Here is a 22,990-nt window from a genome sequence, read left to right as displayed (position 1 = left end):
GGAAAACAGCAGGGGGAAAGGCGAGAAAGGGCGAGAAAAAATGCGCACGGAAGCAGGACGCCGGCCGGCCGCCAAATCCGCTGCGTTAGGACTCCGCCGGATGCTTCCACTATGGCACCGGCGCCAGGCACCGCAAGCGGCCGCCGGCGGCCCAGAGAATCAGCGAATCGCGGGGGAGCGGGGAAGCAGGGGGGCAGTTCAACGCCGCGGCGGCGCGGCCAACGCGGCCCGGGCGGCCTTGAGGGATTCGTCCAGGTAGGCGGCGTAGAAGTCGGGCAGGCGCACGCCGACGATGGGGGCGGTCAGCTCCCGGCCGTCGGGGCCGTAGAAGGCCACCACCGGCACCAGGGCGACCTTGCCCGCCTTGGCGAAGGCGTCGTGGCGGGTGGCGCGGCCGGCGAAGTCGCGCAGGGGCGTGTCGGCGTCCTGGTCCACCTGGCGCACCACCAGGGTGGCGTCCCGGTCGGCCAGGGGCTTGAGCCATTCGCGCCGCACCTGCTCGCACCAGGGACAGTCGCGCCGGCTGTAGAGCACCACCAGGGGCTGGCCGGCCCGGGCGGCACGGGCCGCCTCGGCTTGCAGGTCCCGGGCGCGGGGCAGCGGGGTGAGCTTGGCCGGCAGGCGCGGCACCTCGGCGGCCGGCGGCGCAAATTCGTCCGGCACCACGGGGGAGGCGGCCAGGGCGGGGCCACCCAGCGCCAGGGCCAGGGGAATGGCGAAGACGGAGGAAAGACGAAGAATGCGGTGCGGCGAACGGCGCGAGGCAAGCGCCTTGGCGCAGATCAAATCCCGGGCCATAAAAAGTACGGCAAAAACAGCCTTCGGCCCCGCCGGAACGGGCTTGAGGGCGGCGGCGGCACCCCGCCCCCATGCTAGAATTTTCGTCATCACCAACGCTTCGGAAGAATTGTCGTGTCCCACGCCCGTCTGGTCATCGCCTCCCGCGAATCGCGCCTTGCCATGTGGCAGGCGGAACACGTTCGGGACCGGCTGCGCAGTTTATATCCCGCCTCCGAGGTCGTCATCCTGGGCATGACCACCAAGGGCGACCAGATCCTCGACCGGCCCCTGTCCACCATCGGCGGCAAGGGCCTGTTCATCAAGGAACTGGAAGTGGCCATGGCCGAGGGCCGGGCCGACCTGGCGGTGCACTCCATGAAGGACGTGCCCATGGAACTGCCCGAGGGCTTCGCCCTGCCGGTCATCTCGGCCCGGGAAAATCCCCGCGACGCCTTCGTCTCGCCCCGCTACGCGAGCCTGGACGAGCTGCCCGAGGGCGCCGTCGTCGGCACCTCCAGCCTGCGCCGCGAGGCCATGCTGAAGAAGCGCTACCCCCACCTCAAGGTGCACAGCCTGCGCGGCAACCTGGACACCCGCCTGCGCAAGCTCGACGAGGGCCAGTACGACGCCATCCTGCTGGCCGCCGCCGGTCTGATCCGCCTCGGCCTGGAAGCACGCATCCGCGCCGTGCTGCCCGCCGAGGTCAGCCTGCCCGCCCCGGGCCAGGGCGCCCTGGGCATCGAGGTGCCCACCGGCCGGCCGGAAATCGCCGAGGCCGTGGCCCCCCTCAACGACCCCACCACCGCCTTCTGCGTCACCGCCGAGCGCGCCTTCTCACGCCGCCTGGGCGGCAGCTGCCAGATTCCCCTGGGCGCCTACGCCCTGATGGACAACGGCCAGGTCTGGCTGCGCGGCTTCATCGCCACCCCGGACGCCAGCAGTTGGATCGACGGCGAGATCAGCGGCCCCGTGGCCACCCTGGCCGACGCCGCCAAGCTCGGCGACGCCCTGGCCAGCGAGCTGATCGGCCGCGGTGCCGACGCCATCCTCCAAACCCTGGCCTGCGCCTGAACGGCGCGCCTGCCGTGACCGCCCCCTCCCGGCCCGCAGCCCCTGACCAGCCGGCCGCCCCCGGTAGCCCGGCCAGCCCCCTGGCCGGGCGTACCGTGGTGGTCACCCGCCCCCGGGATCAGGCCGCCGTCCTGGCCGCCGGCATCGAGGCCCTGGGCGGCGCGGCCCTGATCCTGCCGGCGCTGGAGATCGGCCCGGTGGACGACGACGGCGCCCTGCGCGCCGCCGCCGCCCGGCTGGCCGACTTCCGGCTGGCCGCCTTCGTCAGTCCCAACGCGGTGCACCATGCCTGGACCGCCTTGGGCCCGGCGGTGGCCGCCCTGGGCGGCTGGCCCCAGGATCTGACCGCCGCCGCCGTGGGCGAATCCACCGCCCAGGCCCTACGTGACCTGGGGGTGCCCCGGGTGCTGGTGCCCCGGGACCGTTTCGACTCCGAAGGGCTGCTGGCCATGACCGAGCTGTGGCACGTGGCCGGCTGGAAGGTGGTGATCTTCCGCGGCGACGGCGGCCGGGAACTGCTCGCCGACACCCTGCGCACCCGCGGCGCGGCGGTGGAGCACGTGGCCTGCTACACCCGGCGCGGCCCCGCCGACGGCGGCCGGGCCCTGGCCGAGGCCCTGGCCGCCGGCCAGATCGATGCCCTGACCATCAGCTCCTCCGAAGGCTTGCGCCACCTGCACGACCTGTTGCCCGCCGACCAGCGCCGGCACCTGGCCGCCCTGCCCAACTTCGTCCCCCACCAGCGCATCGCGGAGACCGCCAGCGCCCTCGGCCACTCCAGCGTCATCCTCACCCCCCCGGCCGACAACGGCTTGCTCGAAGGCCTGTGCGGCTATAATTGGCCCCAGGGCTGCTGAGAACGGGACCGCCGCCGGCCGGACGCCATGCATCCGCCGCGCCGCCCTCCTCCCCGGCCGAACCGCCCGCGCTCCGGGCGCGCCCACTCCGACGCCGCGACAAGAACATGAACGACACCCCCGACCTGCCCCCTCCGTCCTCGGCTCCGGCCCCCTCGCCCGCCCCGGCGGCGAGCGCGGCCCCCGAATCCACTGCCCCTCCCGCCCGCCGCAAGGCCGGCCCCGGCGCCTGGGCCAACCCCTGGCTGGCGGTGGCCATTGCCGGCATCGGCCTGGCCGGCTGGCAATGGCTGGAAACCCGGGGCAAGCTCAACGGCACCCAGCAGGAAGTGGCCAAGCGCCTGGCCGACAGCGATGCCCTGGTGCGCGAAGCCCGCACCCTGGCCCGCCAGTCCCAGGACGCCACCACCCAGCTGACCGCCAAGGTCGGCGCCCTGGAAGCCAAGATCGCCGAATCCCAGAGCCAGCAGGCCGCCCTGGAAAACCTCTACCAGGAACTGGCCCGCAATCGGGACGAGCAGTTTCTCGCCGAGATCGACCAGAACCTGAGCGCCGCCAGCCAGCAGTTGCAACTGGCCGGCAACGTGCAGGCCGCCATCACCGCCCTCCAGGCCGCCGAGGCGCGCCTGGCCCGGGCCGAGCAGCCGCGCCTGATCCCCCTGCGCAAGGCTATCGCCCGGGACCTGGACAAGCTCAAGTCCCTGCCCTTCGCCGACGTGCCGGGCATGAGCCTGCGCCTGGAGAACGCCGTGTCCTCGGTGGACAACCTGCCCCTGGCCTTCGAGGGCCGGCCCCGCGGCGACGATTCCCATGACGCGCGCAAGGCCGCCCCGGGCAAGGACGCCAAGCCCACCGCCGAACCCAACCTGTTCGCCCGCCTGGGCGGCGACATCTGGAACGAGGTGAAGGGCTTGGTGCGCATCCAGCGCTTCGACCGCCCCGAACCCGCCCTGCTCGCCCCGGACCAGTCTCTGTACCTGCGCGAGAACCTCAAGCTGCGCCTGCTCAACGCCCGCCTGGCCCTGCTCTCCCGCGACCAGTGGACCTTCCGCAACGAGCTGAAGGTGTCCCAGGATTGGCTGGCACGCTTCTTCGACGTGCGCGACCGCAACGTGGCCGCCACCCAGAACACCCTGAAGCAACTGGCCTCGGCCGAGATCAGCATCGACCTGCCCCAGATCAGCGACAGCCTGGCAGCCCTGAAGGCCCTCAAGCAGGGTCCCCAGAAAGACCGCAAGTAAGGACGCGCCATGAAAGGTCTGTTCTGGATACTCGCCCTGTTCGCCGCCGCCGTGGGCGGCGCCATGCTGCTGCGCGGCAACGAAGGCTACGCCCTGCTGGTGGTCCCGCCCTGGCGGGTCGAAATCAGCCTCAACTTCCTGGTGATCGCCCTGGTGGCCGGTTTCGCCGTGCTCTACCTGCTGCTGCGCGGCATCGCCGTGGCCGCCGGCCTGCCCGGCCGGGTGCGCGCCTTCCGCGCCCGCCGCGCCGCGCGCAAGTCCGCCGCCACCTTCCAGGAGGCCCTGCGCCTCTATCTGGAAGGGCGCTACGGCCAGGCCCTGCGCCGCGCCGCCGACGCCCATGAAGGCGGCTACGCCGACGGCCTTCCGGCCCTGATCGCCGCCCGGGCCGCCCGGGCCATGCGCGAGCCGGAAAAGGAGCAGGAGTGGGTGCGCCGCGCCCGGGAAGACGGCAAGGACATCGAGGCCGCCTGCCTGATGAGCGAGGCCGAGAGCCTGGTCGAAGCGCGCCGCTTCAACGACGCCGTGACCGCCCTGCGCCGCCTCTACGACGCCTCGGGCCGGCACATCGCCGCCCTGCGCCTGGAGCTGAAGGCCCAGCAGGGGCGCAAGGACTGGGACGAGGTGATCCGCCTTACCCGCCTGCTGCAAAAGCGCAACGCCCTGGTGCCCGAGCTGGCCCGGGAAACCATCAGCCTGGCCCACCGGGAAGCGTTGCAGCGCCGCACCGGCGACACCCGGGCGATCCTGGCCTACGCCCGGCAGATTCCCGCCAGCGAGATGACGCCGCGCACCGCCTATGCGGTGGCCGAGGCCCTGCGCGACCAGGGGGCGCCGGCGGAAGCCCTGCACACCCTGGAAAACCACCTGGACAAGGAATGGTCGTCGCACCTGATCCGCCTCTACGGCCTGATCGACGACGGCGACGCCACGCCGCGCATCGCCCGGGCCGAGAAGTGGCTCAAGGAGCACAGCGACGACGCCGACCTGCTGCTCGCCCTGGGCCGTCTGTGCCAGCGCAAGCAACTGTGGGGCAAGGCCCAGAGCTATCTGGAAGCCTCCCTGTCGGTGGCCGAATCCCGGGATGCGCACCTGGAACTGGCCCGGCTATTCGACCAGCTGGAACGCCAGGACCAGGCCAACCGCCACTACCGGGCCGCCGCCCTACCCGCCCTGTCCTGATCGCATTCCTGATCGCATTCGGGACGCAGGCACCAGCACCATCACAGCAAAAACATAACTCTCAGGAGGGACCGTGATGTTGAATATCGACCTGCGCAAGATCTACCGCTTCACCCCGGTGGAGCCTCCCCCCAGCCCGGCGGAGCTGCCCCGGGGCGCCGAGTTCTACTACGAATGCCTGGACTGTACCGGCATCGTCAATTCAGTCCCCCACGTCAAGTCGGCCTGCACCTGCGGCAACCTGGCCGGGGCCGGCGGCGACCTGGACGTGAAGGACCCCGCCCGGGTCAAGGTGGTGACCGGCAGGCTGAAGTAAACCCGTCAGGTGAATGAACAAAGGGGCAACGGCCTGCGCCGTTGCCCCTTTGCCGTTAACGGTCCCGCCTTACGGCAGGACCGTCCCCCATGCGCCGCGTCATGCCGTGGCTTCGTCCTCGTCGAGCAGGGCCAGCTGCTCGGCCGTCAGCTCGGGGCGGCCGGCGGCCAGGGTGCGGCCCTGCACGGCCCGGGCAGTGCGGGACGCCTGGAGCGGCGAACGGTAGCCGCGCAGCGTGGTCCGCGCCCCGAGGGCGCCGACGTAGGCCAGGTCGTTGAGGTTGTCGAACAGCTCCCCCGTCGAAATCAGGCTGCCCGCCGTCAGCCCCAGGGTGGCCACCGGCGCAGCCGGGCTGGAGGCGCTGTAGACCAGGATCTGCTTGCCCCGGGCGAACCAGATGCGGTCGTTGTCGGCGGTGTACTGGGCGGACCAGAAGTAGCCCGGCGCCCCGCCGCTGAAGTCGTTGACCGTGACGAAGGTGGAGAAGTCGCTGGTGCTGACCAGCTTGCCCGCCATCTGCCAGCTGCTGTTGTAGGCGCCGAGCAGAATGTAGGCGGTAGTTCCCTTGAAGCTGATGTCGCGGAACTCGTAGGGGAAGGCGGCGCTGGGGCTCAACACGTCGATGACCGCCGCGGCACCGAGGTTGGCGGCGGTGTAGTCAATCTTTTGCAGGCGGGAGGCGGGGTTGTAGCTGCCCGCCATCTGGGAGCCGCCGATGGCGGCCACGTACAGATCGTTGCTCTGGGGGGCCAGGGAAAAGGCGTTCTTGGCGAAATTGCCGTTGTAGGCGTTGGCGCCGACGCTGATCGAACTGCCGCCGCTGACGGTGAAGCGCACCAACAGGCTGTTGGCGTAATTGCTCCAGGCGCTGTCGACGAACGTGAACAAGCCGTAGAGATTGCCCCCGACCACGGCCAAGGCCTGGCCGTGGGCAATGAAGCCGCTGGGCGTCAGGCCCGCCGGCAGGGTGTAGGACACCCCGGTCTGGGCGTAGGTGGTGGCATTGATTTCCACCACCCGGGCATTGTCGTAGTCGATGGCGTAGAGGTAGCTGCCGAACTTGACCAGGGAATAGAGGTTGGTGACGTTGGACCAGGTGGCCGTGGCCGGCGTCCCCGGCACCGCCGCGCCATAGACGTAGGCGGGCCTGGCCGTTCCGGCGGTGTAGTCGGTCACCGCGATGCGCAGGGTGCCGCCCCCGTCGGCGAACCCTTCCACCTTGGGGTCGCCGTTCAGGTCGGTTTTTTTCAGGTCAGGCAGCGGGGTCACCGTGCTCCCGTTGTCGACGATGCGCCCCGCCATGCCATGCCCGACGGGCGGGGTCTGGTTGTCGTAGTAATACACGCTGTAAGCGGTGAAAGTCGTTGCCATCGTGTTGCTCCTTCAATGAAGAAACGCAAGAGCCCACTTGCGCGGCAGCGCCGCCCGGCGGGGTTCGTGACCGGTGCTGCGGATGCATGTCCCGCTGTGCGCCGGTCAGAAGGTGTAGGCCAGGGTGGTGTAGAAGGTTCGGCCTTGCTGCGGATAGCCGACGTTGGACTTCACCTCGCGCAGCTCGGAGTACACCGAACCCCACGTCCCGCCCATGATGGCGCAGTCGGTGCCCGGGTCGCCGGTGATGACGGGGGCGCTGGGGGTGCACCCGTAGCGGTTATAGGGGACCGCCGTGACGCGGCCACCGGCCGTCTGCCTCGGTCCGGCATCGAAGAGGTCGATCACCCCGGCGGACAGGCGCCAACCCTTGTCGATCTTGTAGTGCGCCCCCAGGTCGAAGGTGGTCAGGGAGTTTTCCCAGGAGGTAACGTCGGTGTAGGTGCGGCCGGTGTGCTTGCCCTCGACGTAGGTGGTCAGGCGCCCCCCGAGGAAATGGAGATTGAGTCGCGCATTGGCCACGAGCAGGGGCGTGTACAGGGTGTGCACCGTCTTGCCGGGAAAGCGCTCCGTGCCGCTCGTCCCGCCGTTGTAGTACCAACCGCCGTTAACGTAGCGCCCCTCCTGCTGCGTCACCGCGAATTGCAGGTCGGCCCGGTCGCTCCAGGCCAGCTTGCCTTCCAGCTCCACCCCCTGGGTCAGGGTGTCGCCGGAGTTGATGTACTTGGCCGCAAGCGGCGTCGCGTACAGGGTGATGGCGTTGTCGGCCTCGCGCTGGAAATAGGTGAGGCGGAAGCCCCCGCGCAGCTTTTCGCCCAGGCGGCCGTCCCAACCAAAACCGAAGTCGCCGTTGCGCCCGGTTTCCGGCTTCAACTGGATGGCCCGGCCGTTGCTGTCGGCCCCCGGCACGTAGCCGATGCCGTTACCGTAGATTTCGTAGAAATTGGGGTAACGGATGTAATTGCCGTAGTTGCCGAACACCTGCCAGCCGCTGGTGAAATGCTTCTTCACGCTCAGGCTGCCGGTGGGCTCCCAGTCGTATTGCCCGGCGGGGCCGGCCAGGGGCGACCAGCGGCTGCCGATGACCGGGCCTTCGAGCTTTTCCAGGCGGCCGATGGGCGTGACCTGCAGGTTGCCCAGGGCGGCGACGGTAACCGTGTCCTGGACTTGCAGGTTGGTCTTGATGCGGCGGAATTCGGGGATGAAGTCGGAGGCCGGCGTGCGGCCGCTGATGTCCGAAAACAGGGTTTCCCAATAACGCTCGGCGTGGATCTCGAACAGGTGGGAAAAGGCGCCGCCATCGCCGAAGGCGTAGGTGGCGTCGCCGGCGATGCCGTAGCGTTTGGTCCGGTAGTCGGTCCAGCGCTCACCGATATAGTTGGTGGCCGGATTGAAGTCCAGGTTGCGGAACGTCTGGTTTTTGTCCAACCAGGTGAGGTTGAGGCTGAGGCCCAGATTGCCGAAGTTGTCCCGCCAGCCCGCCAGTCCCTCCTGCTGCTCGATCCGCTGCTGGCGGCGCTGGCGATAAAACGTGTCCACCCAGGGCAGATCCGTGGTTTGCGCGCCGATTCCGGACGACGCGGTCAATACCACGGCGGGCAGATAGCGCTCCATGTCGGTCTGGGCGAACTTGAGGACGAAGCGCTCGTCCTGCCATTTGAGCAGGACGTTCTGCTTCTCGGATTTGTTGTTCATGCGCCGGCGCTCTTCTGGAATCGTCCGGCCCGTCTTGATGTCGGTCGTTCTGTCGCCGGAATCGGCGAGATACGAAACCCCGTCGCCGAACACCAGGTTCTTGAGCCCGCCGACCGCGTAGTTCTTGTACTTGAAATCGCCATCGCTGCGGTCGTTGTCCAGGCCGATCAGCAGGTTGCCGCCCAGCAGCGGCACATTCAGGTTGGCGCTCTGCTGCGCGCCGCCGAAGGACCGGGCGCCGACCGAAACGCTGCCGCTGAACCCCGCGGGTTTCTTGGTGACGATGTTGATGGCCCCGCCGATCGGCGCGCCGGAAAAGCGGGCCGGCGTAGTGCCGCGATAGACCTCGACCCGCTCCACGTTGCTGATCGGCAGGGTGGACAGGTCCGCTGCCGTTTCGCTGGCGGTATTGAGCGGCACCCCGTCGATGTAGATGTTGACCTGGCTGGGGGCGCTGCCGCGGATGGTGGCGGTGGTGTAGCTGCCGCTGCCCGACACGCGGCGCACATAGACGCCGGGAATCTGGTCGAGCAGTTCGGGGATGGATTTGTGCTCGCCCTTGACGTCGTCCGGGTAGGCCACGGACACCACCCCGGGCGACAGCTCCTCGCGCAGGTCGATGCGGCTGCCGGTGACCCGGATGGGGGCCAGGGCGGTCTCGGTGCCGGAGGCAGAATCGGAATCGGCGGCCAGGGCGGCAGCCGGGATCAAGGCGGCAGCGCACAGCAGGGCGTTGGCGGTGCGCGGCGCGCAGCGGAATAAGGCAGGTGGACGCATGTCTCCCCCGTCGACTGGTTGCGACAAGGCGAGGGCATGCCGTCACGAACGGTCGGTGGCGCGGGAGGAGGCACGAAGGACGTCTGCCGCGCGAACCGATGCGGCCCTCGCCGCTTCGTTCGTCGCTCAGACGGAAGGACACCGTGCCTCGGCCATCCCCTGGGCCAAAGCAAGAGCGACCAGACGCCGGCAGGTCTCCTGGCTCGCGGGTCAAGACTCGAAGTGCGGCCTTCCCAGGCAATCCGTGAGGCATGGATTGGGCCCAGTGGCGGCGGAGCGGGGCGATTCCCGTCCGCGTGCGCTTCTCGTTCGCCGCTTACAGTTGCAGGGACAGCTGCGGAATTGGGCGGAAAAACCGCCTGCACCGCATTCCCGTTTTAAGCCTCTGGCGAGGCACCGGCGCGATCTGTCGGCCGCACCGCTCGGGCACGACCGCGAGGGGCGAGTATAGCAGCGTCATCACCCCAGTCCAGACCGATCGCATATGACAGGGCGCAGCACCCCCAAGGGGACCGGGCCAAAAGCCAAGCGGGGCGCGGGGTTCCGGACATGCCACCTGGAACTCCGCGCCCCGCCTTGGTTTCAGCGACGCCTCCCTGGAGAGCGCCTATCGGCGCGGCTCCGGGGAAATACCTCACGCCCAGTCGCGGGGACGGAGGAACTCGTCGTAGAGCTTCGCTTCCGGACTGCCCGGCTCCGGGTGCCAGTCGTAGCGCCACTTCACCACCGGCGGCAGGGACATCAGGATCGACTCGGTGCGGCCGCCGGATTGCAGGCCGAACAGGGTGCCCCGGTCGAACACCAGGTTGAATTCCACGTAGCGGCCGCGCCGGTAGGCCTGGAAGTCCCGCTCCCGCTCGCCGTAGGGCGTGTCGCGGCGCGCATCCAGCACCGGCAGGTAGGCCGGCACGAAGGCGTCGCCCACCGCCTGAGTGAGGGCGAAAGCCTGCTCGAAGGGCACCAGCCCGTCGGCCCCCAGATCGTCGAAGAACACGCCGCCCACGCCGCGGGGCTCGTTGCGGTGCTTCAAGAAGAAGTACTCGTCGCACCAGGTCTTGTAGCGCGGATAGACGTCGGCGCCGAAGGGAGCCAGGGCCGCCTTGCAGGTACTGTGGAAGTGGCGCACGTCCTCTTCCCACGGGTAGTAGGGGGTCATGTCCATGCCGCCGCCGAACCACCACACCGGGGCCTCGCCGTCCTTCAAGGCGACGAAGGCGCGCACGTTCATGTGGGCGGTGGGGCAGTAGGGGTTGCGCGGGTGCAGCACCAGGGACACGCCCATGGCCTCGAAGCGCCGCCCGGCCAGCTCAGGGCGGTGGGCGGTGGCCGAAGCCGGCATGCGCGCTCCCATGACGTGGGAGAAATTGACGCCGCCGCGCTCGAAGAAGGCCCCCTCCTCGATCACCCGGGTCAGGCCGCCGCCGCCCTCGGGGCGCTCCCAGGCATCGGTCTTGAAGGCGTGGCCGTCGAAGGCTTCCAGGGCGGCGACGATGCGCGTCTGGAGGCCGGTGAAGTAGGCTTTGAGCTGGGGGATGTCCATGGAGGGGTCTCGCTGGGGATGGAAAAACGGGCGGTCATGGCCGCCCGTCGTTATGGTTATGGGTGCTGCTGGATGACGCTCAGCGCGCCACGGCCCGGTGGCCGATGTCGCGGCGGTACTGCATGCCGTCGAAGCGGATGGTGGCCACCGCGTCGTAGGCGGCCTGCTGGGCCAGCTTGACGTTCTCGCCCAGGGCGGTGACGCACAGCACCCGGCCGCCGGAGGCCACCACCCGGCCGTCCTGCTGCGCGGTGCCGGCGTGGAACACGTGGCACTCGGGAGAGGCGGCGTTGCCCTCGGGCAGGCCGACGATGATGTCGCCCTTGCGCGGGGTGTCCGGATAGTTGGCGGCGGCCAGCACCACGCCGAGGGCGACGCGGCGGTCCCACTCGGCCTCGATCTGGTCCAGGGTGCCGTTGGTGGCGTGTTCAAGCAGGGCCACCAGGTCGGACTTGAGGCGCATCATGATCGGCTGGGTTTCCGGGTCGCCCATGCGGCAGTTGAACTCCAGGGTCTTCACCCCGCCGTCCTTGCCGATCATCAACCCGGCGTAGAGGAAGCCGGTGAAGGGGATGCCGTCGGCCTCCATGCCGCGCACCGTGGGCAGGATGATCTCGCGCATCACCTTGGCGTGGATCTGTGGGGTGACCACCGGGGCCGGGGAATAGGCGCCCATGCCGCCGGTGTTGGGGCCGGTGTCGCCGTCGCCGATGCGCTTGTGGTCCTGGCTGGAGGCCAGGGCCAGCACGTTCTTGCCGTCCACCATGACGATGAAGCTGGCTTCCTCGCCGTCGAGGAAGTCCTCGATCACCACCCGGGCGCCGGCGTCGCCGAGCTTGTTGCCGCCGAGCATGTCGTCGATGGCGGCATGGGCCTCGGCCAGGTCCATGGCCACCACCACGCCCTTGCCGGCGGCCAGGCCGTCGGCCTTGATGACGATGGGGGCGCCCTGGCGGTCCACGTAGGCATGGGCTGCGGCAGCGTCGGTGAAGGTCTCGAAGCCGGCGGTGGGGATGTTGTGGCGGGCCATGAAGCGCTTGGCGAAGTCCTTGGAGGACTCCAGCTGGGCGGCTTCCTTGGTCGGGCCGAAGACACGCAGGCCCCGCTCGCGGAAGATGTTCACGGCGCCGGCGGCCAGGGGGGCCTCGGGGCCGACCACGGTCATGTGGATCTTTTCCGCCTCGGCGAAATCGGCCAGGGCGTTGAGGTCGGTGATGGGCAGGTTTTCCAGGGCCTCTTCCCGGGCGGTGCCGGCGTTGCCCGGGGCGACGTAGACCTTGTGCACCCGGGGGGACTGGGCGAGGCGCCACGCCAGGGCGTGTTCGCGGCCGCCGGAACCGATGACGAGAACTTTCATGGAGGACCGTTCCTTATGTTTGTGCGTCGCGGGGCCGGGCCGTCAGAAGCGGACCTTGCCCCAGAAAAAGAGGATGTTGCCGAAGCCGCTGCCGCCGGGCACGTAGGCGGTGTCGAAGGACACGTCCCGGTATTCCAGGGAGGCGATGGGCAGGACGGCGGGCACCGGGGTGTAGCGGGCAATGTCGGAGCGCGCCGTGAGGAAGGCGGTGTAGCCCAGGCCGAACTTCAACTCGCCGGCCAGGTGCCAGTAAGTCTTGTAGCCGTAACCGAGCATGTACTCGGGCTTGTAGTGGGAATCCTGGAAACCCATGGCGTAAATGCCGTGCCAGTCGCCGTCGGCGTCGTAGATGCCGCGCCCCAGGCCGATGCCCAGGGGCGTCTCGTTGAAGCTGTCGATCTTCTCGCGGCTGTAGGCCGAACGCAGGTGGTAGGTTTCCAGGGGCACGTACAGCTCGTTGCGCCCGTCGTTCCAGATGGTCGACAGCTTCTGCCGGGCCCGGTCGAGCCAGGAGTCGCCGGCGGCGTCCGCCTGGATCGCGGGCACGGCGCCGGTGGCACCGGCATCGTCGGCCAGGGCCGTCCCCGGGGACGCCAGGAGGGCGCCCCACAGGGCCAGGGAAGCGGCTAGGCGGCGCAGCACGGACCGGCCTTAGTGGCGGAAGTGGCGGGCGCCGGTGAACACCATGGCCAGGCCGTGCTCGTCGGCGGCGGCGATCACCTCGGCGTCGCGCATCGAGCCGCCGGGCTGGATCACCGCCACGGCGCCAGCTTCGGCCAGCACGTCCACCCCGTCGCGGAACGGGAAGAAGGCGTCGGAGGCCACGGCGGAGCCGGCCAGGGACAGGCCGGCGTTCTGGGCCTTGATGGCGGCGATGCGGGTCGAATCGACCCGGCTCATCTGGCCGGCGCCCACGCCCAGGGTCATGCCGCCGCCGCAGAAGACGATGGCGTTGGACTTGACGAACTTGGCAACCCGGTAGGCGAACAGCAGGTCTTCGAGCTGGCCGTCGGTGGGGGCCTTCTTGGTCACCACCTTCAGGTCGGAGGGCTGGACGTTGAACATGTCCGGGCTCTGCACCAGCAGGCCGCCGCCGACGCGCTTCAGCTCGAAGGCGTGGTAGGCGCGCTCCAGAGGCACTTCGAGCAGGCGCACGTTCTGCTTGGCGGCGAAGATCTGGCGGGCTTCGGAGGAGAAGGCCGGGGCGATCACCACCTCGACGAACTGCTTGGCCACGGCGGTGGCGGCGGAACCGTCCAGCTCCCGGTTGAAGGCGATGATGCCGCCGAAGGCGGAGGTGGTGTCGGTCTTGAAGGCCTTGTCGTAGGCCTCCAGGGCGGTAGCGCCGATGGCCACGCCACAGGGGTTGGCGTGCTTGATGATGACGCAGGCCGGGGTGTCGAAGGTCTTGACGCATTCCCAGGCGGCATCGGCGTCGGCGATGTTGTTGTAGGACAGTTCCTTGCCCTGGAGCTGGTGGTAGTTGGCAATGGCGCCGGCGGTGGAGCCGGTGTCGCGGTAGAAGGCAGCCTGCTGGTGCGGGTTCTCGCCGTAGCGCAGGGTCTCGACCCGGTCGAAGGCCAGTTGCAGCTTCTCGGGGAAGGCGGCGGGGATCGGCGCGGCGGCTTCCGGAGCCTCGGCCACGGCGTTGTCCTGGCCGGTCAGCCAGTTGGCGATGGCCGAGTCGTAGCGGGCAGTGTGGGTGAAGGCCTTCTTGGCCAGGCCGAAGCGGGTGGTCAGGGACAGGGCGCCGCCGTTGGCCTGCATTTCGGCGAGCAGCGGAGCGTAGTCGTCCGGGTCGGTGACGATGGCCACGCCGGCGTAGTTCTTGGCGGCGGAACGGACCATGGCCGGGCCGCCGATGTCGATGTTCTCGATGGCGTCAGCCAGGGTCACGCCAGCCTTGGCCACGGTCTCGCGGAACGGGTAGAGGTTCACGCACACCAGGTCGATGGCGGGGATGTCGTGGGCGGCGATGGTGGCCAGGTGCTCGGGCAGGTCGCGGCGGGCCAGGATGCCGCCGTGCACCTTCGGGTGCAGGGTCTTCACCCGGCCGTCGAGCATTTCCGGAAAGCCGGTGTAGTCGCCGATCTCGGTCACGTCCAGCCCGGCGTCCTTGAGCAGTTTGGCGGTGCCGCCGGTGGACAGGAGCTTGACGCCCTGGGCGGCGAGGCCGCGGGCGAATTCAAGGGCTCCGCGCTTGTCGGAGAGGCTGATTAGGGCTTGGCGAATCTTCATGACGGGAACGGGCTGAAAAAAAGAAAAACGGAATAAGCGGAAATGCGTCGCCGCTCGGAACGGCAAGGGCGAAGACCAGGCGCGGCCCCGCCCCCGGGATCAGATCAGGGAATGCTCGACCAGTTTCTTGCGCAGGGTGTTGCGGTTGATGCCGAGCATCTGGGCCGCCACCGTCTGGTTGCCGCCGGCCTGCTTGAGCACCACTTCGAGCATGGGGCGCTCGACGCTCTTGAGCACCATGTCGTAGATCGCCGCCGGCTCCTCGCCGTCGAGGTCGTGAAAATACTTTTCCAGCGCGCCGAATACGCACGCCGAGATGTCGTTACCTTGGCTCATGCCGCCAGTACCTCTTTCTTGTCGTTATCGTCGGCCGCCCCCGAGACGGCCCCGCTGCTGTCTTCCTCGTAGTGCAACCGCTCGTGCTCGGCCGCCAGCCGGTCGAAGAACTCGGCGATGGCGGCGCGCTGCTCCTCCACCGTGGGCAGTTGATTCATGGCGAAGCGGAACGCCGCCGAACCGGGCAAGCCCTTGGTGTACCAGGAGATGTGCTTGCGCGCGACGCGCACGCCGGTCTCCAGGCCGTAGAAGCCGTAGAGGTCTTCCAGGTGCTCGCCGAGAATCTCGCGGATCTCGCTCACCTTGGGCGGCGGCAGCTTCTCGCCGGTCTTCAGGTAGTGCTCGATCTCGCGGAAGATCCAGGGCCGGCCCTGGGCGGCACGGCCGATCATGACGCCGTCGGCGCCGGTCGCATCGAGCACGTACTTGGCCTTTTCCGGCGTGGTGATGTCGCCGTTGGCGATCACCGGAATGGCGATCTGACGCTTCACCAGGGCAATGGTTTCGTACTCGGCGTCGCCGGTGTACTGGTCGGCCCGGGTGCGGCCGTGGATGGCCACGGCGCGGATGCCGGATTCCTCGGCGATGCGGGCGATGATCGGCGCGTTCTTGTTCTGCCGGTTCCAGCCGGTGCGGAATTTGAGCGTCACCGGAGTGTCCGGCACCGCCTTCACCACCGCCTCCAGGATGCGCGCCACCAGGGGCTCGTCCTGCATCAGGGCGGAGCCGGCCATGACGTTGCACACCTTCTTGGCCGGACAGCCCATGTTGATGTCGATGATCTGGGCGCCGCGGTCCACGTTGTACTTGGCGGCCTCGGCCATCATCGCCGGGTCGGCCCCGGCGATCTGCACCGAGATCGGCGCCACTTCGCCCTGGTGGTTGGCACGCCGCTCGGTCTTCTTGCTGCCGTAGAGCAGCGAGTTGGACGTGACCATCTCCGACACCGCCAGCCCGGCGCCGAGCTTCTTGCACAGCTGGCGGAAGGGACGGTCGGTGACGCCCGCCATGGGCGCCACGAACAGGTTGTTGCGGAGGGTGTAGCCGACGAATTCCATGTGCCGAGAGGAGCCGAGTATCGGCGGGCCGCGGAATGCCGGCCCGCGAAAAACAAACGGCCGCCCTCGACGCATCGAGCGGGCGACCTGGGAACAACTACGGGAAGGAGGCGGATTCTACCCGATCTCGGCGCACTTGCCTAATTTATGAGCAGCAGCGGCGGCAACGCGGCACTACGGCGGCATGGCTGGCGGGCCGGCAAACAATGCCGGCCCGGCCAAGGTCAGATGGAAAAATCCTGGAGGGCCTCGCCGGCCACGGTGCCGGCAGGGAAGACGCGCACCTGGCGCGGCTTGAGCCAGACCGACTGGCCCTGGGCCAGTTGCAGCTCTTCCTGGCGCTCCCGGGTCAGCTCCACTTCCACCAGCTCGGACTGGTGGGCCAGCTCGACGCGCACCACCGGGCCGATCGGGTGCACGTAGCGCACCTCTGCCCCCAGGGCGTCCGGCACCGGCTCGCGCAGGATGTCGATGTCGTGGGGACGGACGAAGGCCAGGCTGTCGCCAGCCCCGCCGCCCTCCCTGCCCGCCCCATCCTCCCGCCGCGCTACCTCGGCCCACAGGTTGCCCTGGAGGCGGCTGTGGAAGACGTTCACGTTGCCGAGGAACTGGTAGACGAAGGGGGTGGCCGGGTTGGAGTAGACCTGGTCCGGACTGCCCACCTGCTCGATGCGCCCCTTGTTCATCACCACCACCCGGTCGGCCACTTCCAGGGCCTCTTCCTGGTCATGGGTGACGAACACCGAGGAGATGTGCATCTCGTCGTGCAGGCGGCGCAGCCAGCGGCGCAGTTCCTTGCGCACCTTGGTGTCCAGGGCGCCGAAGGGCTCGTCGAGCAGCAGCACCTTGGGCTCCACCGCCAGGGCCCGGGCCAGGGCGATGCGCTGGCGCTGACCGCCGGACAACTGGGACGGGTAGCGGTCGGCCAGCCAGTCGAGCTGGACCAGGGAGAGCAGCTCCATGACCCGCTTGCGAATCTCGGACTCACTGGGACGCTCCTTGCGCGGCTTGACGCGCAGGCCGAAGGCCACGTTCTCGAACACGCTCATGTGGCGGAACAAGGCGTAGTGCTGGAAGACGAAGCCGACCTGGCGTTCCCGGGCGTGCAGGTGGGTAGCCTCGGCGCCGCCGAACAGCACCTGGCCCTCGTCGGCGCTTTCCATGCCGGCGATGATGCGCAGCAGGGTGGTCTTGCCGCAGCCGGAGGGGCCGAGCAGGGCCACCAGTTCGCCGGTGGGAATGTCCAGGTTGATGTTGTCGAGCGCGACGAAGTTGCCGAAGCGCTTGCTGATGTTGCGGATGTCGATGCTCATTCGGTTTTCTCCGGCGGCAGGTCGGCCGTCAGCATTTCGGTTTCTTTGCGCATGCGCCACTCCACCACGGTCTTGGCGACCAGGGTGACCAGGGCCAGCAGGGCCAGGATCGAGGCCGAGGCGAAGGCGGCCACGGACTGGTACTCGTTGTAGAGGATCTCCACGTGCAGCGGCAGGGTGTTGGTCTCGCCGCGGATGTGGCCGGAGACCACCGACACCGCGCCGAACTCGCCCATGGCCCGGGCGTTGGCCAGGATCACGCCGTAGAGCAGGCCCCACTTGATGTTGGGCACGGTGACCCGCCAGAACATCTGCCAGCCCGAGGCCCCCAGGGACACGGCGGCCTCTTCCTCGTCCTTGCCCTGGGCCTGCATCAGCGGGATCAGCTCCCGGGCGACGAAGGGGAAGGTGACGAACAGGGTGGCGAGCACGATGCCGGGAATGGCGAAGATGATCTTGATGTCGTGCTCCGCCAGCCAGGGGCCGAGCCAGCCCTGGGAGCCGAAGATGAGCACGAAGAGCAGGCCGGCCACCACCGGCGACACGGCGAAGGGCAGGTCGATCAGGGTGATGAGGAGGCTCTTGCCACGAAAATCGAACTTGGCGATGGCCCAGGCGGCGGCCACGCCGAAGGCGATGTTGAAGGGAATCGCCGCCGCGGCCACCCCCAGGGTCAGGAGGATGGCGGAACGGGCCTCCGGGTCGGCCAGGCCGGCCAGGTAGGCGTCCACGCCCTTCTTCAGCGCCTCGTAGAAGACGGTGACCAGGGGAAAGCCGAGGAACAGGGCGAGGAAGCCCAGGGCGACGACGAGCAGCAGCACCCGCATCCAGCGGGGCTCGTTGTTGGCGCGGCGCACGGTCATTGGGCACCTCCCGGAGCGGCGGCATCCTTGACCGGGACGGAGCGGTGCCGGTTGGAGGCCCACCACTGCAACAGGTTGATGGCCAGCAGCATGACGAAGGAGATGACCAGCATCACCGAGGCCAGGGCGGTGGCACCGACAAAGTCGTACTGCTCCAGCTTGGAGATGATCAGGAGCGGGGTGATCTCGGAAATCAGCGGCATGTTGCCGGCGATGAAGATCACCGAGCCGTACTCGCCGATGGCCCGGGAAAAGGCCAGGGTGAAGCCGGTCAACAGCGCCGGGAAGACGGCGGGGAAGAGCACCCGGCGGAAGGTCTGCCAACGCGAAGCGCCCAGGGTGGCAGCGGCCTCCTCCACCTCGGGCTCGATGTCCTCGAGCACCGGTTGCAGGGTGCGCACCACGAAGGGCAGGCCGATGAAGGTCAGGGCCACGACGATGCCCAGGGGCGTGTAGGCGATCTTGATGCCGGCCTTGGCGAACCACTCGCCGATCACGCCGGTTTCGGCGTAGAGGGTGGCCAGGGTGATGCCGGCCACGGCGGTGGGCAGGGCGAAGGGCAGGTCCACCAGGGCGTCGATGAAGCGCTTGCCCCAGAAGTCGTAGCGCACCAGCACCCAGGCCACGATCAGGCCGAAGAAGCCATTGAGGCAGGCGGCGATGAAGGAGGCACCGAAGGTGACGCGGAACGAGGCCAGGGCCCGGGGGCCGGTGGCGATCGCCCAGATGTCGGCCAGGGTCAGGGACGCCGACTTGGCGAGGAGCCCGGCCAGGGGGATCAGCACCAGCAGCGACAGGTACACCAGGGTGTAGCCGAGGGAGAGGCCGAACCCGGGCAGGACCGAATGGGAGGATGAGCGGGACATGGTCTTGTCGTCAAAGCAGGCGGGCCCGGAGGAATGCCTTCCGCCGGGCCCGGCCGCAGGGAACGGAGGCTTATTTCACCGAATAGATCTGGTCGAAGGAACCGCCATCGACGAAGTGGGCCTTGAACGCCTTGCTCCAGCCGCCGAAGGTCTCATCCACGGTGAAGGTCTTGATCGCCGGGAACTGGGCGGCGTGCTTCTTCAGCACCTCCGGGTCGCGGGGACGCAGGTAGTTCTCGGCGATGATCTCCTGGCCTTCCTTGGACCACAGGTACTCCAGGTAGGCGTGGGCCTGCTTGCGGGTGCCCTTCTTGTCCACCACCTTCTCCACCAGCGCCACCGGGAACTCGGTGAGGATGGAGACGGACGGGTAGATCACCTCGAAGTCGCCGCGGCCGAATTCCTTGGCGATCAGTTCGGCCTCGGATTCGAAGGTGACGAGCACGTCGCCCAGGCGGCGCTGCATGAAGGTGGTGGTGGCGTCGCGGCCGCCGGTGCCGAACAGGGGGGCGTTCTTGAGCAGCTTACTGACGAATTCCTGGGCGCTCTTGTCGCTGCCGCCGGGCTGCTTGAGGGCGTAGCCCCAGGCGGCCAGGTAAGTGTAGCGGCCGTTGCCGGTGTTCTTGGGGTGGGGCACGATCACCTGCACGCCGGACTTGACCAGATCGGACCAGTCCTTGATCCCCTTCGGGTTGCCCTTGCGCACGATGAACACCATGGTCGAGGTGTAGGGCGAGGCATTGTTGGGGAATTTCTTGGTGTAGTCCTTGGCGACCAGGCCCTTGTCGGCCAGGAAATCCACGTCGGTGGCCTGGTTCATGGTCACCACGTCGGCCTCCAGCCCGTCGGCCACGGCGCGGACCTGCTTGGAGGAGCCGCCGTGGGACTGCTTGACCTCGATCTTCTCGCCGGTCTTGGCCTGCCAGGCCTTCTGGAAGGCCGGGTTGTAGTCCTTGTACAGATCCCGGGCCACGTCGTAGGAGGCGTTGAGCAGCACGGTGTCGGCCTGGGCACCGGCGGCCAGCAACAGGGTCGCCAGCAGGGTGGCAAAGCGCAGGGGACGGCGGGTGTTCATATATAAGCACTCCGTAAAGAACTGGATGGACGCACTTTACGGGGGGCACTTAGAACCTCAAAGCTCCGTTTCTCATTTGCTTATTCCAAAAGCCAGAAAATGAAAACGCCGCCCGGATCGGGCGGCGTTCCATGGGCCGGGCGCCGGTTCCGGCGAAAACACCCGCCGGAGGGCGACGGCGGCAGCCGTCAGAGGGCGGCGGCGTTCTCGGCCAGGTACTTGGCCACACCCTCGGGGCTGGCGGTCATGCCCTTCTTGCCCTTGTTCCAACCGGCCGGGCAGACTTCGCCGTGCTCTTCGGTGAATTGCAGGGCGTCCACCATGCGGATCATTTCGTCCACGTTGCGGCCCAGGGGCAGGTCGTTGACCACCTGATGACGCACCAGGCCGGACTTGTCGATCAGGAAGGAGCCGCGGAAAGCCACGCCACCGGCGGATTCCACGTCGAAGGCGCGGGCGATCTCGTGCTTCACGTCGGCCACCAGGGGGTAGCCGACCTGACCGATACCGCCCTTTTCCACCGGGGTGTTCTTCCAGGCCAGGTGGGTGAACTGGGAGTCGATGGACACGCCCAGCACTTCCACGTTACGGGCCTTGAACTCGGCCAGACGGTGGTCGAAGGCGATCAGCTCGGAGGGACAGACGAAGGTGAAGTCGAGGGGGTAGAAGAACACCACCACGTACTTGCCCTTGTAGTCGGACAACTTGATGTCCTTGATTTCGTTGTTGCCCAGCACCGCGGTGGCGGTGAAATCGGGGGCTTGCTTGCCGACGAGAACGGCCATTGTGTTTCTCCTCAAGGTTGGCGACAGCGTGGCCCGGACGCGCAAGGCGCGGCACGGCACGCCGTTGGGGACTCCGGAATTTAACCAAGCCCGGACGGGGCGTCAATTTCGCGCCGCCGCCCCGGGCATCAGGCGAAGCCCGGCAGATCGAGGCTGCGCGGCAGGCTGACGGGCACCGGGGCCACCTCGCCCAGCACCAGGGCCTCGATCACCGGCATCTCGCGCCAGGGCTGGCCGAGGAAGGGCAGGCCGGCTTCCTCCACGGTGCGCCCCGACCAGTAGGCCTTGGCCACCTTGGACAGGGCCTCCAGGTCGAAGGTGTGGGGCTGGCGCAGGTAGTCGAGCCAGGCGCCGTCGTGGAAGGAGCAGGAGCACTGCCCGCTGGCGCGCAGCTTGATCAGGCGGCGGCCGTAGGTGCGTTCCGGATGCTTCTCGGCGAAGGCCTCGGCGTCAGCCCGGGTGGCGAACAGCAGGTGCGAGTGGAGGCGGCTGGGATAGCGGTTGAAGCCCTGCTGGCGGAAAAACTCCAGGTGGTATTCGACGAAATAGTCCTGGGCCGGCGTCGGGGCGCTCGATTCGCCGTGGGGGCCGCCCCCTTCGAAGCTCCACCCCGGCAGGGCGCCGTCGGCTTCGGCCCAGGCATAGAATTCGAGAAAGGCGCGTCCGGCGAAGAGGTTTTTCGAGATTGTCATAGCGTTACCGGAGACCGCTCCCTGCACTCCACCCGCGTTGTGAACCCCGCCACCCGGCACTGCCGGGCCCCGTCCGCTGCCTTATTACCGATTCTCTTCTGCTTGCCGCTGCCGCTCCACCATTTATCCAGCGCAACGAACCAACATTAAGGCCTGTTTAAGCCAGCCGGCCCATGCTTACTCCATCGCCCCGGAAACCGCCATGCGCAGTGCCTGGGGCTCGCTGGAGAATCGCCATGAAGAAATCCGTTCTCGCCGTTCTAGCCCTGCTCGCCGTGCTCACCGCGCTGTGGCTGGCCGCCCTCGCCGGCGCGGATGCCAACGCCGGCGGCAACTTCTGGGCCCTGCGCAAACTGGCTATTTATTATACGGGGATAGCCGCGTTGGGCTGCATGTCGGCCGGCCTGCTCCTCGCCACCCGCCCCGCCTGGGCCGACCGGCTGCTCGGCGGCCTGGACCAGGCCTACCGGTTGCACAAGTGGCTGGGCATCACCGCTGTCTCCCTGGGGGCCGCCCACTGGCTGATCAAGCTGGTGCCGAAATGGCTGGTGGCCCAGGGCTGGCTGGAACGGGCCGCGCATAAGGGCGGCAGGGGCGCCGAAAGCTGGCTCGACCTGCTGCGCAAGCCCGCCGAATCCCTGGGCGAATGGGCCATCTACCTGGTCATCCCGATTGTGCTGCTGGCCTTGTGGAAGCGTTTTCCCTACCGTCCGGCCTTTCTGCTCCACCGCGTCCTGGCCGGCACCTACCTGGTGCTGGTGTTCCACGGCGCGGCGCTGATGCCCCCGGCCTACTGGCTGACACCCCTGGGCGTGGTCATGGCCGTCCTGATGGCCGCCGGCAGCTGGGGCGCGGCCCTGTCCCTGGCCGGCCGCATCGGCGCCCGCCGCCGTGTCGCCGGACGGATCGTCGCCCTGCGCCCCCATCCGGGCAGCGGCGTGCTCGAAGTGGAATGCCAGCTCGATGCCGGCTGGCCCGGCCACGCCGCCGGCCAGTTCGCCTTCGTCACCTTCGGCCGCGGCGAGGGCGCCCACCCTTTCACCATCGCCTCGGCCTGGCGCGACGACGGCCGCCTGAGCTTCGCCATCAAGGCCCTGGGCGACTACACCCGGGCGCTACCGCAACAGGTGGCAGCGGGCGACGCACTGACCGTGGAAGGCCCCTACGGCCGCTTCGACTTCGCCGGCCGGGGCGAACGCCAGGTGTGGGTGGCCGGCGGCATCGGCATCACCCCGTTCCTGGCCCGGCTGGAGGCCCTGGCCGCCGCGGGCGGCAGCCGCCAGCCGGTGGATGCCTTTTACTGCACGGCGGCGGCCGACCCGGGCTTCATCGCCCGCCTGCGCCAGCTCGCCGAACAAGCCCGGGTGCGCCTGCATCTGCGGATGACACCCCAGGACGGCCTGCTGACGCCGGCAACACTGGCGGAGGCGCTCGGCGGGAAAGACGGCGTGGCGCGTAGCGACGTGTGGTTTTGCGGCCCGGCGGGTTTCGGCCGGGCCCTGCGTCGCGGCCTGGCCGCCCAGGGCCTGCCGGCGGGACGCTTCCACCAGGAAGCCTTCGAGATGCGCTGACCGGCG

21 protein-coding genes and 1 riboswitch are annotated in these 22,990 nt (G+C 68.6%); of the genes, 6 read left to right on the top strand and 15 right to left on the bottom strand.

Annotation, left to right across the window (positions count from 1 at the left end):
- Positions 1-198: 198 nt before the first annotated feature.
- Positions 199-798 carry a hypothetical protein gene (locus tag V7Z98_RS11130; protein WP_334158033.1) on the bottom strand — a complete coding sequence of 200 codons (600 nt, stop codon included), beginning with the start codon at positions 796-798 and terminating at the stop codon, positions 199-201.
- A gap of 162 nt (positions 799-960) precedes the next feature.
- Between V7Z98_RS11130 and hemC the strand changes: the two genes are divergently transcribed.
- The 5 genes from hemC to V7Z98_RS11105 all read left to right on the top strand — a co-directional run bounded on the left by hemC (position 961) and on the right by V7Z98_RS11105 (position 5,447).
- The gene (hemC, locus tag V7Z98_RS11125) at positions 961-1,851 is read left to right on the top strand and encodes a hydroxymethylbilane synthase (protein WP_442951838.1); all 891 of its coding nucleotides are present in this window, start codon (positions 961-963) and stop codon (positions 1,849-1,851) included.
- Positions 1,852-1,865: 14 nt separating this feature from the next.
- Positions 1,866-2,708: a uroporphyrinogen-III synthase gene (locus V7Z98_RS11120; RefSeq protein ID WP_334158032.1), complete on the top strand. Its 843-nt coding sequence runs from the start codon at positions 1,866-1,868 to the stop codon at positions 2,706-2,708.
- Positions 2,709-2,815: 107 nt separating this feature from the next.
- Complete coding sequence (locus V7Z98_RS11115) at positions 2,816-3,949, top strand: uroporphyrinogen-III C-methyltransferase (protein WP_334158030.1); 1,134 nt, start codon at positions 2,816-2,818, stop codon at positions 3,947-3,949.
- A gap of 9 nt (positions 3,950-3,958) precedes the next feature.
- Positions 3,959-5,131 carry a heme biosynthesis HemY N-terminal domain-containing protein gene (locus tag V7Z98_RS11110; protein WP_334158029.1) on the top strand — a complete coding sequence of 391 codons (1,173 nt, stop codon included), beginning with the start codon at positions 3,959-3,961 and terminating at the stop codon, positions 5,129-5,131.
- A gap of 76 nt (positions 5,132-5,207) precedes the next feature.
- Positions 5,208-5,447, top strand: coding sequence for a hypothetical protein (locus tag V7Z98_RS11105; protein WP_293265038.1), 240 nt, complete (start codon positions 5,208-5,210; stop codon positions 5,445-5,447).
- A gap of 99 nt (positions 5,448-5,546) precedes the next feature.
- On the opposite strand, the gene V7Z98_RS11100 is transcribed toward V7Z98_RS11105, so the two are convergent.
- From V7Z98_RS11100 to V7Z98_RS11035, 14 genes are all read right to left on the bottom strand, one after another.
- Positions 5,547-6,818: a hypothetical protein gene (locus tag V7Z98_RS11100; RefSeq protein WP_334158027.1), complete on the bottom strand. Its 1,272-nt coding sequence runs from the start codon at positions 6,816-6,818 to the stop codon at positions 5,547-5,549.
- A gap of 105 nt (positions 6,819-6,923) precedes the next feature.
- Complete coding sequence (locus tag V7Z98_RS11095) at positions 6,924-9,290, bottom strand: TonB-dependent receptor (RefSeq protein WP_334158026.1); 2,367 nt, start codon at positions 9,288-9,290, stop codon at positions 6,924-6,926.
- 171 nt (positions 9,291-9,461) lie between these two features.
- Positions 9,462-9,706, bottom strand: a riboswitch (cobalamin riboswitch).
- A 218-nt stretch (positions 9,707-9,924) separates the two neighbouring features.
- Positions 9,925-10,830, bottom strand: a complete 906-nt coding sequence (gene hemF / locus V7Z98_RS11090) for an oxygen-dependent coproporphyrinogen oxidase (protein WP_334158024.1) — start codon at positions 10,828-10,830, stop codon at positions 9,925-9,927.
- 79 nt (positions 10,831-10,909) lie between these two features.
- Complete coding sequence (gene purD, locus V7Z98_RS11085) at positions 10,910-12,187, bottom strand: phosphoribosylamine--glycine ligase (protein WP_293264854.1); 1,278 nt, start codon at positions 12,185-12,187, stop codon at positions 10,910-10,912.
- A gap of 42 nt (positions 12,188-12,229) precedes the next feature.
- Positions 12,230-12,829, bottom strand: coding sequence for a lipid IV(A) palmitoyltransferase PagP (gene pagP / locus V7Z98_RS11080; protein WP_334158022.1), 600 nt, complete (start codon positions 12,827-12,829; stop codon positions 12,230-12,232).
- A gap of 9 nt (positions 12,830-12,838) precedes the next feature.
- The gene (gene purH, locus V7Z98_RS11075) at positions 12,839-14,425 is read right to left on the bottom strand and encodes a bifunctional phosphoribosylaminoimidazolecarboxamide formyltransferase/IMP cyclohydrolase (protein ID WP_334158021.1); all 1,587 of its coding nucleotides are present in this window, start codon (positions 14,423-14,425) and stop codon (positions 12,839-12,841) included.
- Positions 14,426-14,524: 99 nt separating this feature from the next.
- Entirely contained in the window at positions 14,525-14,761 is a 237-nt protein-coding gene (locus V7Z98_RS11070) for a helix-turn-helix domain-containing protein (protein ID WP_293264850.1), read from the bottom strand.
- The gene (gene dusB / locus V7Z98_RS11065; protein WP_293264848.1) at positions 14,758-15,819 is read right to left on the bottom strand and encodes a tRNA dihydrouridine synthase DusB; all 1,062 of its coding nucleotides are present in this window, start codon (positions 15,817-15,819) and stop codon (positions 14,758-14,760) included. Before dusB ends, V7Z98_RS11070 begins: the two co-directional genes overlap by 4 nt.
- Before the next feature lie 224 nt (positions 15,820-16,043).
- The gene (locus V7Z98_RS11060; RefSeq protein ID WP_334158019.1) at positions 16,044-17,132 is read right to left on the bottom strand and encodes a sulfate/molybdate ABC transporter ATP-binding protein; all 1,089 of its coding nucleotides are present in this window, start codon (positions 17,130-17,132) and stop codon (positions 16,044-16,046) included.
- A complete protein-coding gene (cysW, locus tag V7Z98_RS11055) occupies positions 17,129-17,995 on the bottom strand; it encodes a sulfate ABC transporter permease subunit CysW (RefSeq protein WP_293264844.1) in 867 nt (288 codons plus the stop codon). The genes V7Z98_RS11060 and cysW overlap by 4 nt, the downstream gene beginning before the upstream one ends.
- The gene (cysT, locus tag V7Z98_RS11050; protein WP_334158017.1) at positions 17,992-18,861 is read right to left on the bottom strand and encodes a sulfate ABC transporter permease subunit CysT; all 870 of its coding nucleotides are present in this window, start codon (positions 18,859-18,861) and stop codon (positions 17,992-17,994) included. The genes cysW and cysT overlap by 4 nt, the downstream gene beginning before the upstream one ends.
- A 70-nt stretch (positions 18,862-18,931) precedes the next feature.
- Entirely contained in the window at positions 18,932-19,936 is a 1,005-nt protein-coding gene (locus V7Z98_RS11045) for a sulfate ABC transporter substrate-binding protein (protein WP_293264840.1), read from the bottom strand.
- Between the two features lie 188 nt (positions 19,937-20,124).
- Complete coding sequence (locus tag V7Z98_RS11040; RefSeq protein ID WP_293264838.1) at positions 20,125-20,721, bottom strand: peroxiredoxin; 597 nt, start codon at positions 20,719-20,721, stop codon at positions 20,125-20,127.
- A 128-nt stretch (positions 20,722-20,849) separates the two neighbouring features.
- Entirely contained in the window at positions 20,850-21,413 is a 564-nt protein-coding gene (locus V7Z98_RS11035; RefSeq protein WP_293264836.1) for a hypothetical protein, read from the bottom strand.
- 236 nt (positions 21,414-21,649) lie between these two features.
- On the opposite strand from V7Z98_RS11035, the gene V7Z98_RS11030 reads away from it, so the two are divergent.
- Entirely contained in the window at positions 21,650-22,984 is a 1,335-nt protein-coding gene (locus V7Z98_RS11030; protein ID WP_334158015.1) for a ferredoxin reductase family protein, read from the top strand.
- The last annotated feature ends 6 nt before the right edge of the window (positions 22,985-22,990 follow it).

This window comes from Oryzomicrobium sp., from assembly GCF_036820405.1.
In the GTDB taxonomy this organism is placed as follows: Bacteria; Pseudomonadota; Gammaproteobacteria; order Burkholderiales; family Rhodocyclaceae; genus Oryzomicrobium.
The sequence above is the reverse complement of the archived record's forward strand: the minus strand, read 5'-3'. Positions and strand labels throughout refer to the sequence as shown.

Coding starts and splice junctions, on each gene's coding strand:
- V7Z98_RS11130 (WP_334158033.1), bottom strand. CDS start 798: ATGGCCCGGGATTTGATCTGCGCCAAGGCGCTTGCCTCGCGCCGTTCG.
- hemF (WP_334158024.1), bottom strand. CDS start 10,830: ATGGACATCCCCCAGCTCAAAGCCTACTTCACCGGCCTCCAGACGCGC.
- V7Z98_RS11095 (WP_334158026.1), bottom strand. CDS start 9,290: ATGCGTCCACCTGCCTTATTCCGCTGCGCGCCGCGCACCGCCAACGCC.
- dusB (WP_293264848.1), bottom strand. CDS start 15,819: ATGGAATTCGTCGGCTACACCCTCCGCAACAACCTGTTCGTGGCGCCC.
- V7Z98_RS11110 (WP_334158029.1), top strand. CDS start 3,959: ATGAAAGGTCTGTTCTGGATACTCGCCCTGTTCGCCGCCGCCGTGGGC.
- V7Z98_RS11105 (WP_293265038.1), top strand. CDS start 5,208: ATGTTGAATATCGACCTGCGCAAGATCTACCGCTTCACCCCGGTGGAG.
- V7Z98_RS11115 (WP_334158030.1), top strand. CDS start 2,816: ATGAACGACACCCCCGACCTGCCCCCTCCGTCCTCGGCTCCGGCCCCC.
- V7Z98_RS11035 (WP_293264836.1), bottom strand. CDS start 21,413: ATGACAATCTCGAAAAACCTCTTCGCCGGACGCGCCTTTCTCGAATTC.
- V7Z98_RS11040 (WP_293264838.1), bottom strand. CDS start 20,721: ATGGCCGTTCTCGTCGGCAAGCAAGCCCCCGATTTCACCGCCACCGCG.
- hemC (WP_442951838.1), top strand. CDS start 961: ATGTGGCAGGCGGAACACGTTCGGGACCGGCTGCGCAGTTTATATCCC.
- V7Z98_RS11100 (WP_334158027.1), bottom strand. CDS start 6,818: ATGGCAACGACTTTCACCGCTTACAGCGTGTATTACTACGACAACCAG.
- purH (WP_334158021.1), bottom strand. CDS start 14,425: ATGAAGATTCGCCAAGCCCTAATCAGCCTCTCCGACAAGCGCGGAGCC.
- V7Z98_RS11070 (WP_293264850.1), bottom strand. CDS start 14,761: ATGAGCCAAGGTAACGACATCTCGGCGTGCGTATTCGGCGCGCTGGAA.
- cysW (WP_293264844.1), bottom strand. CDS start 17,995: ATGACCGTGCGCCGCGCCAACAACGAGCCCCGCTGGATGCGGGTGCTG.
- cysT (WP_334158017.1), bottom strand. CDS start 18,861: ATGTCCCGCTCATCCTCCCATTCGGTCCTGCCCGGGTTCGGCCTCTCC.
- V7Z98_RS11060 (WP_334158019.1), bottom strand. CDS start 17,132: ATGAGCATCGACATCCGCAACATCAGCAAGCGCTTCGGCAACTTCGTC.
- purD (WP_293264854.1), bottom strand. CDS start 12,187: ATGAAAGTTCTCGTCATCGGTTCCGGCGGCCGCGAACACGCCCTGGCG.
- V7Z98_RS11045 (WP_293264840.1), bottom strand. CDS start 19,936: ATGAACACCCGCCGTCCCCTGCGCTTTGCCACCCTGCTGGCGACCCTG.
- V7Z98_RS11030 (WP_334158015.1), top strand. CDS start 21,650: ATGAAGAAATCCGTTCTCGCCGTTCTAGCCCTGCTCGCCGTGCTCACC.